The 16,697-nt window shown below is 68.7% G+C and carries 12 protein-coding genes and 1 pseudogene; 8 read left to right on the forward strand and 5 right to left on the reverse strand.

Features of this window, described 5'->3' with window-relative positions; translation table 11 throughout:
* The first annotated feature begins 67 nt into the window (after positions 1–67).
* Positions 68–967 carry a LysR family transcriptional regulator gene (locus BM417_RS49880; RefSeq protein WP_093595735.1) on the forward strand — a complete coding sequence of 300 codons (900 nt, stop codon included), beginning with the start codon at positions 68–70 and terminating at the stop codon, positions 965–967.
* 117 nt (positions 968–1,084) lie between these two features.
* Here BM417_RS49880 and BM417_RS50300 read toward each other — a convergent pair.
* Both BM417_RS50300 and BM417_RS19600 read right to left on the reverse strand, forming a co-directional pair.
* Positions 1,085–1,606, reverse strand: a pseudogene (locus tag BM417_RS50300) (pentapeptide repeat-containing protein); the annotation flags it as partial.
* 223 nt (positions 1,607–1,829) lie between these two features.
* Positions 1,830–2,696 (reverse strand): hypothetical protein, encoded by an 867-nt coding sequence (locus BM417_RS19600; RefSeq protein WP_093595741.1) that lies wholly within the window; start codon positions 2,694–2,696, stop codon positions 1,830–1,832.
* A gap of 71 nt (positions 2,697–2,767) precedes the next feature.
* Between BM417_RS19600 and BM417_RS19605 the strand changes: the two genes are divergently transcribed.
* Both BM417_RS19605 and BM417_RS19610 read left to right on the forward strand, forming a co-directional pair.
* Positions 2,768–3,586 carry an SAM-dependent methyltransferase gene (locus BM417_RS19605; protein ID WP_093595743.1) on the forward strand — a complete coding sequence of 273 codons (819 nt, stop codon included), beginning with the start codon at positions 2,768–2,770 and terminating at the stop codon, positions 3,584–3,586.
* A 54-nt stretch (positions 3,587–3,640) separates the two neighbouring features.
* Positions 3,641–5,806 carry a putative bifunctional diguanylate cyclase/phosphodiesterase gene (locus BM417_RS19610; RefSeq protein WP_177320491.1) on the forward strand — a complete coding sequence of 722 codons (2,166 nt, stop codon included), beginning with the start codon at positions 3,641–3,643 and terminating at the stop codon, positions 5,804–5,806.
* 4 nt (positions 5,807–5,810) lie between these two features.
* Here BM417_RS19610 and BM417_RS19615 read toward each other — a convergent pair whose 3' ends face one another.
* Positions 5,811–8,450 carry a glycoside hydrolase family 2 protein gene (locus tag BM417_RS19615; protein WP_093595746.1) on the reverse strand — a complete coding sequence of 880 codons (2,640 nt, stop codon included), beginning with the start codon at positions 8,448–8,450 and terminating at the stop codon, positions 5,811–5,813.
* Positions 8,451–8,600: 150 nt separating this feature from the next.
* Here BM417_RS19615 and BM417_RS19620 point away from each other — a divergent pair, with 150 nt between their 5' ends.
* The 5 genes from BM417_RS19620 to BM417_RS19640 all read left to right on the forward strand — a co-directional run bounded on the left by BM417_RS19620 (position 8,601) and on the right by BM417_RS19640 (position 13,461).
* Positions 8,601–9,194 (forward strand): DUF3558 domain-containing protein, encoded by a 594-nt coding sequence (locus BM417_RS19620; RefSeq protein ID WP_093595749.1) that lies wholly within the window; start codon positions 8,601–8,603, stop codon positions 9,192–9,194.
* 126 nt (positions 9,195–9,320) lie between these two features.
* Positions 9,321–9,692, forward strand: a complete 372-nt coding sequence (locus BM417_RS19625) for a WXG100 family type VII secretion target (protein ID WP_093595752.1) — start codon at positions 9,321–9,323, stop codon at positions 9,690–9,692.
* Between the two features lie 15 nt (positions 9,693–9,707).
* Entirely contained in the window at positions 9,708–10,958 is a 1,251-nt protein-coding gene (locus BM417_RS19630) for a PPE domain-containing protein (protein WP_093595755.1), read from the forward strand.
* Positions 10,955–11,761, forward strand: coding sequence for an ESX secretion-associated protein EspG (locus BM417_RS19635; RefSeq protein WP_093595758.1), 807 nt, complete (start codon positions 10,955–10,957; stop codon positions 11,759–11,761). The genes BM417_RS19630 and BM417_RS19635 overlap by 4 nt, the downstream gene beginning before the upstream one ends.
* Before the next feature lie 119 nt (positions 11,762–11,880).
* Positions 11,881–13,461: a glycosyl hydrolase family 28-related protein gene (locus tag BM417_RS19640; RefSeq protein ID WP_218164506.1), complete on the forward strand. Its 1,581-nt coding sequence runs from the start codon at positions 11,881–11,883 to the stop codon at positions 13,459–13,461.
* Here the strand turns inward: BM417_RS19640 and BM417_RS19645 are convergent.
* Together BM417_RS19645 and BM417_RS19650 are read right to left on the reverse strand one after the other, a co-directional pair.
* Entirely contained in the window at positions 13,456–15,174 is a 1,719-nt protein-coding gene (locus tag BM417_RS19645; protein ID WP_093595764.1) for a hypothetical protein, read from the reverse strand. The genes BM417_RS19640 and BM417_RS19645 overlap by 6 nt on opposite strands.
* A complete protein-coding gene (locus tag BM417_RS19650) occupies positions 15,171–16,673 on the reverse strand; it encodes a type VII secretion protein EccC (RefSeq protein ID WP_093595767.1) in 1,503 nt (500 codons plus the stop codon). The genes BM417_RS19645 and BM417_RS19650 overlap by 4 nt, the downstream gene beginning before the upstream one ends.
* Between the last annotated feature and the right edge of the window lie 24 nt (positions 16,674–16,697).

A 16,697-nucleotide genomic window follows, 5' to 3' on the forward strand; every position in this document is an offset into this window, starting at 1 on the left:
TGGACCCTGACGATTAAGCTGTCCAACGCAGAGAAGTGATCTCATTAAGTACCGCAGGTGATGAATTGTGGAACTCAGACAGCTTCAGTACTTCGTCGCGGTCGCCGAGGACTGCCACTTCACCAGGGCCGCGGGCCGGATGCACGTCACCCAGTCCGCGCTGTCGGCGTCGATCAGGGCGCTGGAGGTGGAGCTCGGCGCGCCGCTGTTCCTGCGCACCACCCGCCAGGTCGAGCTGACCCAGGCCGGACGCGCCCTGCTGCCCGAGGCCCGGCGGGCGCTGGGCTGTGTCGAGTCGGCCAGGGACGCCGTCGCCGCCGTCCAGGGGCTGCTGCGCGGCACGCTGGCCGTCGGCAGCCTCCAGTGCCTGCACGTGGTGCACCTGCCCGCGGTGCTGTCGCGGTTCCACGAGCTGCACCCCGGCGTGGAGATCAGGATGCGCCAGTCCGGTAACGCCGAACTGGTCGAGGACGTTCGCGCCGGCCGTCTCGACCTCGCGTTCGTCACGCGTCAGCCGAAGATCGCCGACGACCTGCGAGTGTCCACTTTGGCCAGTGAGCCGCTCGTGCTCGCGTGCGCGCCGGAAAGCCCGTTCGCCACCAGGGAGTCGGTAGGGCTGGAGGAGCTGGCAGGTCAGTCGTTCGTCGACTTCAACGCCGACTGGGGCACGCGCGACGAGGTCGACCGCGCGCTGGCCGCGGCCGGGGTCGAGCGGCACGTCGCCGTCGAGGTCAACGACGTGCACTCACTTCTTGACTTCGTCGGGTTCGGTCTCGGGGTCGCGCTCGTCCCCCAGTCCTTCGCCGGGAAGTCGGAACAGGTTCGCTTTCGCGGGATCCGCGGCGACGTAGCCGTCCCCTTCGCGGAAACGGTCGTCGTCACCGGACACACCGTCGGTGCTGCCGCCGGGGTGCTGCTGGACATGGTCTTCGAGGCGCGGAGTGGCCGGCTTCGGACTGCCGGATAGCTTCCAGCCCTTGTACTCGGTGCGCATCGCCGTGTCGGGCAACACGGTCAGCTCGCCCGTCTGCTTCCGCGGTGGCGGATCGGTGAGCGCGAGGAACGTGTCGACCGTCGTGGCGCGGAAGTCGACCTCGCCCTTGAACGTGGCCTCGGTGAACGCGACCCCGCCGTCGAACTTCGTCTCCGTGAGGTTGAGCCGCCCGTGGAAGGTGGCTCCGGAGAAGAGCGTCGGCTTGCGGATGTGCATGCGGGGCAACGTCGTGATGCCGTAGAACTGCGCCCGGCGCGCGGTGAACCTGTTGACCCGCCTGCCGTCGAGCTGGAAGTACTCCAGTGCGGCACCGGTCAGGTCGAGGTCGTAGAAGTCCTTCTTCTTGTTGCCCCACGAGAGCAGGTCGCGGATCAGGCGCTGCGCGGTCCGCCGCACCTGCTGCTCCTGCTGCTCCTCCCGCGTGAGGTCGTCGGGGAAGGTCGTGTCCGGATCAGCGGCGTTCAGGTCCCACGACGAGTGGGAGAACGGCCTGCGCAGGTAGGCGCACAGGACGTCGATGACGGTCTGCTTGTAGCGCGGGGTGGAGTTCGCCAGCCACACCAGCGAGTGCATCGCGCCCACCCGCACCTGGTCGGCCTCGTTGCCGAGCATCTCGACCGAGCGCGCGAACCGTTCGTCGGCGACCTTCTCGCTCTCCAGGTTGTGCTTGCGGTCGTTGAGCCACAACGCGTAGAGCGCGACGACGGCACCGCCCGCGACCCCCGCGGTCTTCACGATCTCGACCGGCGGCGCCTTCACCAGCCACAGCGCCACCCCTGTCGCCGCGGTCGTGAGGAGCGCGGCGAGCACCGCCACCAGCCATGCGACACGCACGTCAGTTCCTCCACGCTTCGGGAAGATCGGGTTGCACGGCGAACGTACAGCCGTCCGACTTCACGTCCGCCCACTCCGAGTTCGCGAACTTGGTCTCGCCGCCGAACTTCGTGTCCGTGAAGATGGCGAGCCCCTGCGCCTTGAACCTGCTGAACCAGGCCCTGCCCACGATCTCCGTGTGGTGCACGTGGAAGCGGCCGTTCATCGTGGCCTCGGTGACGTAGAAGTGGCCGTGGATCTTCATGTGGTGGAACGAGTTGGAGTCCTCGAAGTGGGCGACCCGCATGTAGAGATCGCCCAGCTGCCGGTAGGACAGGTCCATGAACTCGAGGTGCGCCTTGGTCAGGTTGAGGTCGTAGATCGGCGGGTTCTTCTCCTCCAGGCGCGGCAGCAGGTCCTCGATCAGCCGCTGCGAGGTGAGCCGGACCTCCAGCTCGATCTCCTCCGGGTCGTTGCGCGTCTTCTTGTACGGCTGACGCAGGTACGCGCAGAGGATGTCGAGCACGGTCTGCGTGTACTCGACCCTGGACTTCGCGAGGCCGGCGAGCGCGTGCATCGCGCCCACGCGCACCTGGGCCGTCTCGTGGCCGAGCAGCTCCACGGCGCGCGCGAACCGTTCGTCGGCCACTCGGGACCTGTCGTGCTCGATGCGCTGGCTCTCGAGCTCCTGGCGCGCCTCCTCGACCTTGCGGCGCCGGTCGTTCAGCCACAACGCGTAGAGGGCGACGATCGCGCCGCCGGCGAGACCACCGGTCTTGATCGCCTCGTGCTTGGGCGCGCCGGGGTCCAAGAGCAGGAGCACGCCCCCGACCAGCACAAACGCGCCGATGGACGCGAAAATGGTCGACAGCAGCAAACTTTTCCTCACGAGGTCGGCATTCTGCCAAGCGGCGGGTGCATGATGGGCGCGAACGGTACGAACGCGGGTGGGGTGAGCGGGTGGAGCGGCCGAACTGGGCCCCAGGGGACATCGACCTGGAGCGGCCTAGCGTCGCGCGCGTGTACGACTACTGGCTCGGCGGCGCCCACAACTTCGCCGCGGACAGGGCCGTCGCCCAGAAGACCCTGGAGACGATGCCCGAGATCCGTGACGTCGTCCTCAACCACCGCGCGTTCCTGCGCAGGGCCGTCCGCCACCTGCTCGGCCAGGGCGTCCGCCAGTTCCTCGACCTCGGTTCCGGCATCCCGACCGTCGGCAACGTGCACGAGATCGCGCAGGCCGCCGACCCCGAGGCCCGGATCGTCTACGTCGACCTCGACCCGGTCGCCGTCGCGCACAGCCGCTCGATTCTCGACAGCAACGGGCACGTGAGCGTGCTTCAGGCCGATGTCCGCGACTGGGCGGGCGTGCTGGCCTCGCCCGAGGTCGACAAGCAGCTCGACTTCGACGAGCCGGTCGCCGTGCTGATGATCGCGTTACTGCACTTCATGTCGGACGACGAGGACCCCTGGGGCATGATCGGCGGCTATCGCGACCGCCTGGCCCCCGGCAGCTTCCTCGCGCTCTCCCACGCCGGTTATGAGGCGAACGAGGAGACGGACTCCTCACGGGAGGCCCGCAAGATCTACAACCGCGACGTCACGCGCACGACGTTCCGGAACAAGGCCGAGCTCAGCCGCCTGTTCGACGGGTTCGCCCTGGTCGAGCCCGGCGTGGTCAGGGTGCCCGCCTGGCACCCGGAGTCACCGGCCGACATCGGGGAGTCCGGCAAGCGCTTCCCGGGCTTCGCCGCGCTGGGCCGGAAGGAGCAGAGATGACTCCGGACGGCGACCGGCCGTATGCTGCGCGTTCGTGGGGTTAGGGCCGAGAAGATGACCGATCGGGTTGACCACCGGGTGCGTGAGGACCGCTCTCCTTTGGACCCGGCCGTACTGGCCGGTGCCGAGTCGTTCGCGCGCAGCTGGGCCACGGCCGTGATCGGGTCGAGCTACGTCCCCATGACCAGGGCCGAGGTGGCGCAGCACCTCCAGGACCTCACCGAGCTGCTCGTCGAGGCGCTGTTCGCGAGCCCGTTCCGCACGGCACCCGGCTACGAGATCGGCTCACGGCTGGTCGACGCGCACTTCACCGGCACCGACACGCTGGGCCGCACCGTCCAGCTGCTCGGCGACGACCTGCTGGGCGAGCTGGGCTTCCCCGGCGACGAGCGGTTGCACTCCCGGCTGGCGGCCCTGCAGGGCGCGCTGGCCGCCGGATACGCCCGCGCGTTGCGGGAACGCACCCTCGCCGAGCAGGAGGCGATCAGGGCGGCCGTCCTGGACGCCCGCGACCAGGCGGAGGCGGCGCTGCGGGCCTCGGAGGCCCGGTTCCGCGCCATGTTCACCGAGGCCGCGATCGGCATCGGCATCGCGGCCATCGACGGCCGGATACTGGACGTCAACCAGGCCCTTCAGGACATGCTCGGGTTCAGCGTCGAGGAGATGCGCCAGTACAACGTGCGCGACCTCATGCACCCCGAGGACGCGGGCAGCGTGTGGCGGCTCTACGACCAGCTCATCGCGGGCGAGTGCGACCACTACCGGGCCGAGAAGCGCTTCCACCGGGCCGACGGCGAGCAGGTGTGGACGCACCTGACGTTGTCGCTGGTCCGCGACGACCACGGCGAGCCGCAGTACCAGGTCGCGATGATCGAGGACGTCACCGACCGCCACCTGCTGCAGAACCGGCTGCGCTACCAGGCGCTGCACGACCCGCTGACCGGCCTGCCGAACCGGGCGCTGTTCCTCGAACGCCTCGGGCGCGTGTTCAACAACCGCGCCAAGCACGTGCGCGCCGGCCTCTGCTACCTCGACCTGGACGGTTTCAAGGTCATCAACGACTCGCTGGGCCACGACATAGGGGATCAGCTGCTGGTCGAGGTCGGCCGCCGGCTCGACCACTCGGTGTCCGGCGAGGGCAAGCTGGTCGCGCGCATGGGCGGCGACGAGTTCGTGATCCTGGTCGAGGGCTCCTCCGGCGAGCAGGACATCGTCGACGTGGCGGGCCGCGTGCTGACCGAGCTGGAGGTGCCGATCCGCATCGCGGGCCACGAGCTCTCGGTGTCGGCGTCGATCGGCATCGTCGAACGGCAGCTGTCCGGCACGACGTCCGCGGACATGATGCGCGACGCGGACATCACGCTGTACTGGGCGAAAGCCGACGGCAAGGCGCGCTGGGCGCTGTACGACCCGGAGCGCAACGCCCGCGAGGTCGCCCGGTTCACGTTGTCCGCCACGATGCCGCGTGCCTTGGAACGCGGCGAGTTCTACGTCGAGTACCAGCCGCTGGTGCGCCTGGAGGACTCCACCGTCACCGGTGTCGAGGCCCTGGTCCGCTGGCAGCACCCGGAGTTCGGGCGGCTCGCGCCGGACCGGTTCATCGAGCTCGCCGAGGAGACCGGCCTGATCGTCCCCTTGGGACGGTGGGTGCTGCGCAGGGCGTGCGAGGAAGCTCGGCGCTGGCTGGAGGAGTTCGGCGACGCGGCCCCGTTCGTGTCGGTGAACCTGGCCGTGCGGCAGTCCCGCGACCCCGAGCTGGTGCGCGACGTCAAGCAGATCCTCGACGAGTGCGCGCTACCGCCGCACCACCTCCAGCTGGAGCTCACCGAGTCGGCGATCATGGGCACCGCCGACGAGCCGCTGGAGGCGCTGCGGGCGTTGTGCGACATGGGTGTGCGCATCGCGATCGACGACTTCGGCACCGGCTACTCGAACCTGGCCTACCTCAAGCACCTGCCCGTGCACGAGCTGAAGATCGCGGGCTCGTTCATGGAGGGGCTGCGGGCCGAGAACGAGGAAGACCCGGTCGACTCGCAGATCGTGGCGACGCTGGTGCAGCTCGCGCACGCACTCTCGTTGGGCGTCACGGCCGAGGGCGTGGAGACGCCCGCGCAGGCCGCTCGCCTGTTGCGCCTGGGATGTGACACGGGCCAGGGCTGGTTCTTCGCCCGCCCTGGCCCGCCGGAGAACATCGACAGTCTCCTGCGCGGAGACCTCTAGTTCGTCATCGCTTGCTCACGTTGTGCCCGGACACCTCGACCACCGGCTGCGCGCCGCCGAGGTCGGACGTCCGGTACTCGGCCCGGATCGTCTGCGTCTCACCGGGGAACAGCGTGATGTAGTTGTCGGACCAGTCGGCCGGCAGCACCTCGGGACCACCCTGGCCCTTGCGCAGTGACGCGCGCAGGAAGAACGCCACGGACGTGCCGGTGTTCTTGATGGTCACGCTGGTGGCCTGCTTGCCGTTCGTGCCCGGCGTCGTGGTGGTGGACACCGACACCTGGCCCGCCTTCAGGCTGCTCAACGACTTCAGGTCCGTGTACTGGGCCTGCGGCGTGTAGTACCAGTCGCCGCCGTTGTAGTTCAGCGTGTCCGCCTTGGTGGACAGCCAGTAGACGTTGCGGTCGACCTCGTTGCCGTTCGCGTCCTTCAGCAGCAACCGCACGAAGTACGCCGACGAGAGCCCGGAAGGCTGCGGGAGGTTGCCGACCCGTACGGAACCGTTGGCCTTGGCCGGAACCGGACGCGTCTCGTTCGCCTTCTGCGTGCCGTCGGAGTTGAAGACCGTCACCTGGAGACTGAGGCCCTGCTTGGCTTCCAGGCCCATGTTCACCACGGCGAGCGACTTGTCGTCGTAGGAGTACTGGGCGTGCAACGCCTTGTTCGCCGTCTTGGCACCGAAGTACGACCCCGCGGTCGCGAGGTTGTAGTTGTAGAGGTGCCAGAAGAGCTTGGGCCACGGGTCGTTCTGCATCCAGTAGATGACGCCCTGCGCCTGGTTCGCGCCGGTGTCGGAGAAGTCGCGGCCGAACGCCTCGAACTGCGCGCGGTTCGTCTCGTACTGCTGGAGCTGCGACTTCTTGACGAAGTCGTCCACGTTGGACGGCTTGCCGTAGCGGTTGTCGAGCGCGGTGCCCCAGAAGCCGATCTTGCTGAAGTTGCCGGACGGCGACAGGTGGTACTGCGACGCGTTGTAGTCCGTCAGTTTGTTGATCTCGGCTTGGCTCAGGAACTTCTTGAGCTCGTCCATCTCCGGGATCGCGAGGCCGGGGCCGATCTCGGACGCGAAGCCCGCCGAGCCGCCCTTCTGGTTGTTGTACCAGTAGACCGGCGGCTCCCACCAGTACGGGCCGTCCATCTTCATGCCCGAGTCACCGAGCTTCGGCGAGCTGCGCCGGGCGGCCGCCGTGATGATCGGCGTCTGCCAGTCGGCGCGCTTCAGCGCGTCCAGGTAGATCGTCTCGACGGCGGCCACCGGGGCCTCGTCCGAGCCGATCAGGAACGTGAACACGCTGGGGTGGTTGCGGATCCGCTTGGCCTCGCCCTCGGCGGACGCGCCCGCGACCCTCTTGTCCTCCGCCGAGAACCCGCCGGTGTTCTGCCACTTCGAGCAGCACTCCCAGCCGGTCATCAGCAGGATGCCGGCGCGGTCGGCCAGGTCGTAGATCTCGTCGTTCTCGGGCTTGCCCTCGAGCCGGATCGTGTTGAGACCCATGGACTTCGTCAGCTGGATCTCGTCGGCGATCTTCCGCACGTCGGTGCGCAGGAAGAGGTCCGACGCCCAGCCGCCGCCGCGGATCAGGATCGGCTTGCCGTTGATCTGGTACTGGACGTTGCCACTGATCATCTTCGAGGTGACCTCGCGGATGCCGAACGTCGTCTTCTGCTCGTCGGACTTCGCGCCGGACACCGTCGCCACAGCAGTCGCGTCGTACAGCGGCTGCGCGCCCATCTGGTACGGCCACCAGATCTGCGGGTTGGCGACGGTGAGCGGGAACGTGACGGTCTTGGTCTCGTTCGCGGCCAGGCTCACGTTCTGGCTGTAGTTCTGGCCCGCCGCGCTGCCGGCGACGGTCGTGGTGACCGCGCCGCCGGTGTTGTTGCGCGCGTCCACCTTCACGGTGACCGTGGCGCTGTTCAGGTTCGGCAACGGCAGGTCGGAGAGCACGTGCAGGCCGCGCAACGAGACCGCGCCGCTCTGCACGATGTCGACGTCGCGGAAGAGGCCCTGGTTGCGGTCCGGCGGGAGCTGGGCCCAGTCGATGAAGTGGATCACCAGGTCCTTGGCCGGGTCGGACGGCGACGCCTTGATGGCGAGCGCGTTGTCCCCCTTGCGCAGCAGGCTGGTGACGTTGAACTCGAACGTCGGGTACGCGCCGATGACGGTGTCGGTGCCGGCGACCTTCGTGCCGTTCAGCCACACCTCACCGCGGGAGATCACGCCGCCGTTGAGCTTGAGGAACGTGTTCACGCCCGGCTGCGGGTCGGCCTGGAAGACCTTGCGGTACCACCACGGCACCTTGAAGTCGTTGGCGTTGGCCTTCTTCAGGTTCTCCGAGTAGTTGACGTCCCCGTACCTGTTGTTCGCGATCAGGCCGGCCATCACGGTCGACCGCGCGGGCACGGTCAGCCAGCCGGCGTCCGAGTACGCCGGGCCGGAGATCACGCTGCCGGCCTGCGTCGCGGTGGCGCTGGTCTGCATGCGCCAGTCCGGGATGGTGGAGGTCTGTCCTGGGACGGCGGCCACCTTGAGCGCCGCTCCGGTGCCGGGCACGGGACCCGCGTTGGCTGAGGTACCTGGCACCAGCAGGGCCAGACCCACCGCCGCCACGACCAGAGTCGGTAGTGGTCGGTTGCGCAGCATATCGCTCCTCGACGCATCGGGGCGGCGGCGCTTCGGGGTATCGTAAAGAAGGTTTCCTTTTTGTGGGGTCGGCGGCAATGGACCTTATGGGTGACGCGGGACACGTCGTTCGCCACCCTCCGTGCCCGGTGATCCGATATTTTGGCCCGCATGCGTCGACTTGCCGTCCCGTTCCTGCTGGCAGCGGTCCTGACCGGGTGTTCTTCGACAGAACCGGGGAAGCCCTCCGCAGGGGATCAGACGGGCTCCGCGCCGACGACCGGAACTTCTGCCGGTTCCGCTCCGGTGAACAGGCCCAAGGCCGTCGACCTGAAGACCGTCGACCCGTGCTCCCTGATCACGCCGGAGCAGAAGACCGCTCTGGGTTTGAGCACCGTCAAAGCGGGTACCCCGCTGCCCGTGTACGGGGAGGGGAGCAAGCGGTGCAACCAGAGCTATGTGGACCGCAAGTACATCGGCGACATCCACACGCTCCTCAACGGCGGCGTGGACAGGCTGAAGAAGACGACGGGTGAGTCGAAGCTCACCGCGCTTCAGATCGCGGGATATCCCGCCTACCTGACGCAGCGGGAGTCACCGGGATCAGCCGGCGCCTGTGAGATCTACATCGACGCGAACGACGGCCAGTTGTTGCTGGTGGACGCGGTTGCGGGGTTCGCTGAGGACAGTGCGACGCTGGACGGCGCGTGCGAGCGGGCGAAGGCGCTGGCGGGGGCCGCGGGTGCCGTTCTCGCCACCAAGTGACAGTTGAGTAGAAGTACGCACCTTGTACCGGGAACCGGCCACTCGCGTAATGCATCAGAGCTAAAGTCGTCCCAAAAGCACACACGGCCCGATTTTCTGGGGGGCCGTTACTGAGGAGGGTGTGCCGTGTTTCTCGCGGATGGTGGTGGAGGCGCGTCGTCGCCGCCCGAGTTCGGGCAGCGCAAGCTGAAGGTGGACCCGTCAGCCATTCCACAGGCGAGGAAGGCCTTCGAGCAGGCGCTGGCGGAGTTCGAGGAGAAGATCGAGCGATCGGTCGAAAGTCTGCCCACCAAGCCGTGGGCCGGCGACCCGATCAGCAGCGAGACCTCGAAGGCGTTCAACGACCAGACCTCCGACAAAGCGCTCGCCGCGCTGACCTTCTACAAGAAGCAGCTCGTCGGCGTGATCGACCAGCTCAGGATGATCGAGGAGCAGTACCGCCAGGTCGAGGGCGACAACGCGGCCATGTGGGGCAAGCACCTGCGAGACCAGGACTGAGAGGGGGACTGACCGATGACTGACCACCGCTTCCAGGGGTACGGACACCCCGAGCTGTACAAGATGATCAACTCCGGTCCCGGCGTCTCCGCCTCCATCCCGGTGGAGCAGGGCTGGAAGACCATCGCCGCGACGCTCGCGCAGATCGACGCCGACCTGCACACCGGCCTGTCGAAGATGGGCGCGGACTGGGAGTCCGACGCCGCCGACGCCGCCCAGGGCGCGCTTTCGCCGCTGGCCGAGTGGGCGGGCTTCGCCGAGACCGGCGCCACGACCATGGAGAGCTCCGCGCGCCTGCAGGGCGAGTACATCGCCGACGCGCGCAAGAAGATGCCCGAGGTCGTCCCGATCACGACCGAGAAGCCGGGCTTCCTCGACATCGCGGCCGGCGCGCTGACCGGTCCCGCCGGCATGGCCCACGTGGTCGGCCAGCAGGTGGACCACGAGCGGCAGGAAGCCGCCGCGGACAACGCCGCCGCCAAGGCCGTCCAGGTCATGGAGGACTACCAGTCGGACAGCCGCTGGAACTCCTCGACGCTCGGTGACTTCCCGACGCCGCCGCAGGTCGTGATCGACACGCCGCCTCCCGGCGACACGGGCACCGGCAGCACGCGCGTCGGCTACTCCTCGACCGGCACGGGCGGGCCGTCCGGCACGAACACCGGCACGACCAACCCCTCGTGGACGCAGCCTCCGACGACGACGCAGCAGCAGGTCTCGACCGGCTGGACGCCGCCGCCCACCGACACCACGCACACGTCGTGGACGCAGCCTCCGGCGACGCCGCCTCCCACGCACACCCCGCCGCCCACGAACCTGCCGACCCCGACGCCGACCCCCACGCCGACGCCGGCCCCTGGCGGTCCGGTGTTCACGCGGCCTGGCACGAGCGGTCCTGGTGGCCCTGGCGGCTCCGGTGGCGTTCGCGGTGGTCAGCTCGGTGGCGGCAAGGCGTTCGGGCCGATGTCCGGCTCGCTCGGCGCGTCCGGCCAGCAGGGCGCGATGAAGCCCGGTGGAATGCCCGGCGGCATGTCCGGTCTGGGCTCCGGCCCTGACGGCGTGCGCGGCGGTGCCATGGGCTCCGGTGCGGGCGCGGGCAAGGCCGGTGCGGCCGGTGCCGGTGCCGGCGGTGGCGCGCACGGCCAGAAGGGCGAGGGCGAGGACGACATCGAGCACAAGGTCGCCGACTACCTGGTCGAGACCGACGACGTGTTCGGCGACGAGCGCATGGTCGCGCCGCCGGTCATCGGCGGCCTGTCAGAGTGAGCCTGTTCGGCGCTCCGGCGGAGAGAGAGCCGATCACTCTCTCCGCCGAGGAGTTCGACGTGCTGTGGGAACGCATGAACGTCGGCCCCATGCCGCTCGTGCTCAAAGTTCCCACCCCGGGTAAGACGCGGGACGAGCGCATCCAGCTCGAGAACCGCGTCTACCAGCAGTTGGACCACCGGCGCCTGGGCAACTCGCGCGGCCTCTCGTCCCAGTTGGACGGGTTGCTGCGGATGTTCGTGAAGCCCGAGCGGGAGGCGGACGGCCGCCTCTGGCTCGGCCACAGCCTGCGCGTCCTCGCCGTGGCGAACGGCGACTGGGGCGCCGTGGCGACGTTGCGGGACGACCAGCTGACGTTCCAGCCGTGGGAGGGCTCCGGGCTCGCCTCGGCGGTGCTGTCCGTGCTGCCGGCGCACCCGGCCGGGACCGGTCTGTCGGTGACGCTGCCGAGCGCCGACATCGAGAAGGCGATCGGGCAGACCGACGGCTCGCCGAAGTCGACGGAGGCCGCGTTCCGGGGCATCGGCCTGCGCGAGGACGACGCGAAGGCGCTGGTGAAGATGTTCACCGGGATCGTGCACACCGGGAACTTCGGCGCGTCGGCTCGCGACAAGTACGGCAAGCGCTGGCGGCCTGAACGCGTGATCGGGTTCTTCGACACCGAAGAGGGTCGCTACCTGCAACAACGCCGTGCCTCGCCCGGCCAGCCGCCGTGGAGCACGTTCACGCCGACCGACGCGCGCCGGATGCTGCACCAGGTGGACGAGCTGATCTCCGAGGCGGTTCGTTCCGCAGGGGCCTGATGTCTGGTTTGATCTGACCACCGCCGCCGTGGCCAAGACCCCTTGGAGACGGCGAAATGAGCATCGACAGACGGCAATTCCTGCTGGCTACAGGGGTTGCGGTAGTCGGGACGTCAGCGTTGACGGGGACTGCTTCCGCGCAGTCCTCAGCTTCGCTGTGGCAGGAGTTCGTTGCCAACCCGTACAACCACCCGCAGATCCCGAACATCTCGTTCGCCGGCTATCGCGCCGGTGAGAAGCCCGCCCGTCGCCCCGTTCTCGCGAACGTCCTGTTCTTCGGCGCGCGCCGAGACGGTTCGGCCGACGCGTCCGCGGCGATCAACAAGGCGATCGAGTTCGTCGGCAGGCTGGGCGGTGGCACCGTCCACGTGCCACCGGGCCGCTACCGGATCGACGACATCATCCGCATCGGCTACGACAACGTGGTGCTGCGTGGCGCGGGCAGCGCGAAGACGACGTTCTACGCGACCCGGTCGCTGGAGGAGATCGTCGGCATCAACCGCAGCCGCTACGGCTCGGAGAACTCGGCGTGGAGCTGGTCGGGCGGCCTGGTGTGGGTCTGCCACCGCGACCGCCACCAGCCGCTGGTGGACGCGATCAAGGCGAAGAAGTGGCCGTTCGAGGGCTGGACGGGCAACGAGCTGGAGCAGGGTTCGACGCTGACGGCCGTGACCGGTTCTGCGGCAAGGGGTTCGTTCGTCGTGACCGTCGAGAATGGACGTTCGTTGCGGCCCGGCCAGCGGGTGTTGTTGCGGCTGGACGACTCCGGGTACTCGCTGCCCAAGCACATGTGCGGCGACGTCCCCGGCACTCAGACCTACCGGTGGGACGACAAGGACAAGCTCCTGTCGTACTTCCCGTTCCTGTGGCCGGTGCGCGTGGAGTGGGTGCGCGGCAACAGGGTGAAGCTCGCGCAGCCGTTGCCGCTGGAGATCCGCCCGGAGTGGAAGGCACGCCTGACCACGATGGCGCCGGTCGTCACGGGTGCGGGCGTCGAGGGCATCAAGATCGAGATGTTCAAGGTGCCGACGCCGAAGCACCTGCAGGACAAGGGGTACAACGGTCTCGCGTTCCAGTGCGCGTGGGACTGCTGGGCCGACGACGTGCACGTCCAGGACGTCGACAACGGCTTCCTCCTGGTGTCCTCCAAGGGAATCTCACTGCTGAACACGCACGTGTCCGGCCGCGGCCACCACCACGCATACGCGGTGCGCGAGCAGTCCCACGACAATCTGACCGACGGGTTCGTGATCGAGGCGCCGTCCGAGCCCTCGCAGGCGGGCGCCGGCAACCACGGGCTGAACGTCGAAGGCCTGTCCTGCGGCAACGTCTGGACCCGCGGCCGCATGGACCACGACGTCTTCGACACCCACCGCGGCCTGCCGTTCGCCAACGTCCGCACCGAGATCACCATCAACAACGTCGGCGCGCACGGCGGCAGCGCGAACGCGGGCCCGTTGTACGGCGCCCGTTTCGCGCACTGGAACGTCACCGTCACCAACCAGCGCGCCGGCAACGTCCGCATCGACCAGGTGGCGCCGTGCAGTGCCACCGTCGCGATCTCCGAGGTCCGCGACTTCGGCCAGATCGACAAGCCGGACTTCACCGGCGAGCTGAACTCCCGCCTGGAGCTCTACGGGACGACCACTGTGACACCGCGCAACCTCTATGACGCACAACGAAAGTTGCGCCGTTCATGAGCTAGCCATCGCCACGGGCAGCGACCACACCACGTCGTGCAGGTCGGTGGGGAGCACGACACTCTCCACCGACCTCCCGATCCGCCGCGTCCAGCCCTCGTCGGTGAGTTCCAGCCGGTACGACGTGTGGACGTCCGGCAGGTCAGCGGGTGTCGTGTCGGACAGCAGCAGGTGCTGGCCGTAGGTGCGCCCGTCCCTGCTCAGGGTCTGAAGCACCTTCAGGAACTCCGGGCGTTCCCGCACGAGGCCGTGCACGCCGTCGACGCAGACCAGAAGTTCCGGCAACGGGCCGAGACCTGCCGCGCGGTAGTCCCAGATGTTCCGGTAGTTGCCGCTGTCGACCAGCTTCCGGAGGCGCTGTTCGTGGTCCTCCAACAGGTCCACGAGCCCGTGCCGCACGTGCGGTGCGCCGTCCAGGCCCGCGAACATCCCGTTGCCGTGGAAGTCGATGAAGACGACCTGAAGCTCGTCCGGTGAGTGGCGCAGCATCTGCCCGAGAACCAGTGCGCGGATGCCTTCCGCCCGTCGGTTCTCCGGCGCGGTCACCTCGCCGTGCGGGCCCATCCCGTCCTGGAGGTGCTTCGACTTCAGGTCGATCTCGACCCGCTGCCCGTACTCGTCCACACCCACCGAGACCCGGTACTGAAGCTTGACCGGCCGTGGCCGCCACACGTGTTTGTTCGGCACGTCGTGCAGCGCGAAGAAGTCCGGCGCGGGTTCCTCCTGGAGCATCGACCGCGGCAACGACTCCGCCACCTCGCCGAGGTTCGCGGGCGCAACGCAGTCGTCGATCAGCAGGTCCGTCACCTCGTGCGGACTGTCGAGCAGCAGCTGCATCCCGGACTTGCCGACGTCCTGCGCGATGGTCGCGAGTGCCGTGCCGAGCTCGGTCGCCTGGAGGTCCGCGAAACCGTTGACGCAGATGAGGAGTTGCGGCAGCACCTGGTCGAAGCCGCGGTGGTCGAAGATCGTCCAGGTGTTGCCGACGACGTCGAGCCTGCGTTCCGACTCGGCCAGCAGTGCCTCCGCGATCGGCGCGGGATCCCTTGCCGCGTCACGATGATGAGCCTGCACGTGCGGCGCCTGATCAAGCCCGGCGAACGCGTTCGTGTCGTGCGCGTCGATGAAGACCGTCCGGAACAGCTTGGGCGAGTGCGTGGTCATCAACCCCAGCACCAGACTCCGGAACGCGTCCGGTGCGGTGACGCTCAGATGCGATCCCGTGCGCCACTTCCCGTCGGCGAAGTGCGTCAGTTCCACGACCACCGGCCTGCCGTCCGAGCCGACGCCGATCGGAACCTTCCACCACCGGCCCTTCCAGGCGAGCGCCTTGGTGAAGTGTCGCAACCCGTGCAGCGCGAGGAAGTCCAGCACCTCGATCCGCAACGGCACCCGTTCCGGCAGCTCGTCCACCGCCCGCGCGGTGATGATCACCCGGACGTTCCACGAGGCCGCGGCGATCCACCGGACGGTGTCGGCGAGCCCGGGATCGATCGCGGTGCAGTGCTTCCAGTCGTCGACCAGCAGGGTGGCGCCGGGCTCGGCCCCGCGTTCGAACCAGGCCAGCAGGTTCTGCCGCCGCCGCTCGTCGCCGGGGTCGAAGCTCACCGCGACGCCCGCCACGTCACCCTTGCCGATGCGGTAGACGCCTTGCATCGCAGCGATTCGGGACGCGACGGCGTCAGGCGGGCCGATGAGGGCGAGGTGGTTCACGGGAGCGCGATCTGCGTGTGGAGGCGGTGAGGTACGGAGAGGCCGAAGCCTGGCCGATCCGGCACTCGGGCGGCCAGGCGGGCGTCGACGAGCGACGTGGCCGGGTCGTCCAGGCGGAACTCGACGGCGAAGGCCAGGCTGTTCCTGATGAACGGCGGCACCTGGTCCCACGAGCGGGCGGTCACGACGATGTGGCGTTGCGGGTCGAGCGGTTCGCCGGGGCCGTCAAGTAGCTGGTAGCGAACGACATCGTTGCCGAGGACCGCGGCGAGGGTGCGCAGCGTGGTGCTCTTGCCCGTGCCCGGTTTGCCGACGATGGCGCCGTGGCGGAGTTCGTCGGTGAACGCGGGGAACAGGACGTCGCGGCGTTGCTCCGACGGCTTGTCGAGCACGCCGATTCCGCCCGGTGGCAGCATTTCCAGTTGGAGGTCGACGTTGGTCCGGTGCAGTGGCGGCAGCACGAGGGCGTGCGCGGAAGGGCCGGAGCCGATCAGACCCCGCGGCAGGACCTCCGCCCACTCCTCCAGGTCGTACGGCGGGTTCGCGGACGGCCACTCGGGGAGCTGGAACGGCAGGGAGACCGGGAAGGCGTCGCCGGAACAGAGCACGTGGACGCCCAGCGCGCGGTCGGCGCGGAGGAGGGACTCCAGCACGTCCTGGTAGCCCGGGAACCGTTCGACCAGCACTTCGGCGCTGTCCACGCAGATCAGCAGGGCCGGGACGGGTTCGCCGGACCCTGCGAGCCGCCGGCGGCGGTCGAGTTCACCGGCGAGGCCGTCCTGGAACCGCTCGAACAGCTCGTTGTCGCTTTCCCCCGTCAGCGCGAACGACACGTGCGGCGCCGCGTCCAAGCCGTCGAACACACCGATGTTCTTCATGTCGAACAGACCGAGGTTCAGGTCCGTCGACGAGTGCGTGACCATGAGGCCCAGCAATGCGGCGAGGAGCCTCTGCTCACGAACAGCGGCAGGACCGAGGTAGGTGCCGTTCGGCCCGTGGGCGCCGATGTCCAGGTACACCGGCCAGCCGCGGTCGTTGGAACCGATGGCGGCCTTGAGATCGTGGCGCTGGTGCTTGTTGCCCAGATCGGGCTCGATGCCGTGCAACGCGAGGAAGTCCGTCGCCTCACCGTGCAGGTGCCGCCGCAACCGGTCCGGCAGAACCGCCCACTTCCGGGCCGTGACGACGACCTGCACGCCCCGCGCCGGCCCGAACGCGGCGATCCACTCGACGGTTCTGTCGAGTTCCGGGTCGAGGTCGAAGCACAGCGCCCAGTCGTCCACCAGCAGCACCGCGCCCGACGGCGCCCCGCGCTCGAACCAGTCCAGCAGGCTGCGGCAGCCCGACTGGTCCGCCGGGTCGAAGGTCGCCGAGACGGGCAACGGGTCCGCACCCCGCCCGATCCGGTAGACGGCCATGTCCGGCGCGGCCGCGAGAGCCGCCGTCAGCCGCTCCCTGGTCGCCTGCCCTGGACCGACCACGGCGAAGTTCCTGATCACGGCCCCAGATATACCAACAGCTCC

Source organism: Lentzea waywayandensis (genome assembly GCF_900115955.1).
GTDB lineage: Bacteria > Actinomycetota > Actinomycetes > Mycobacteriales > Pseudonocardiaceae > Lentzea > Lentzea waywayandensis.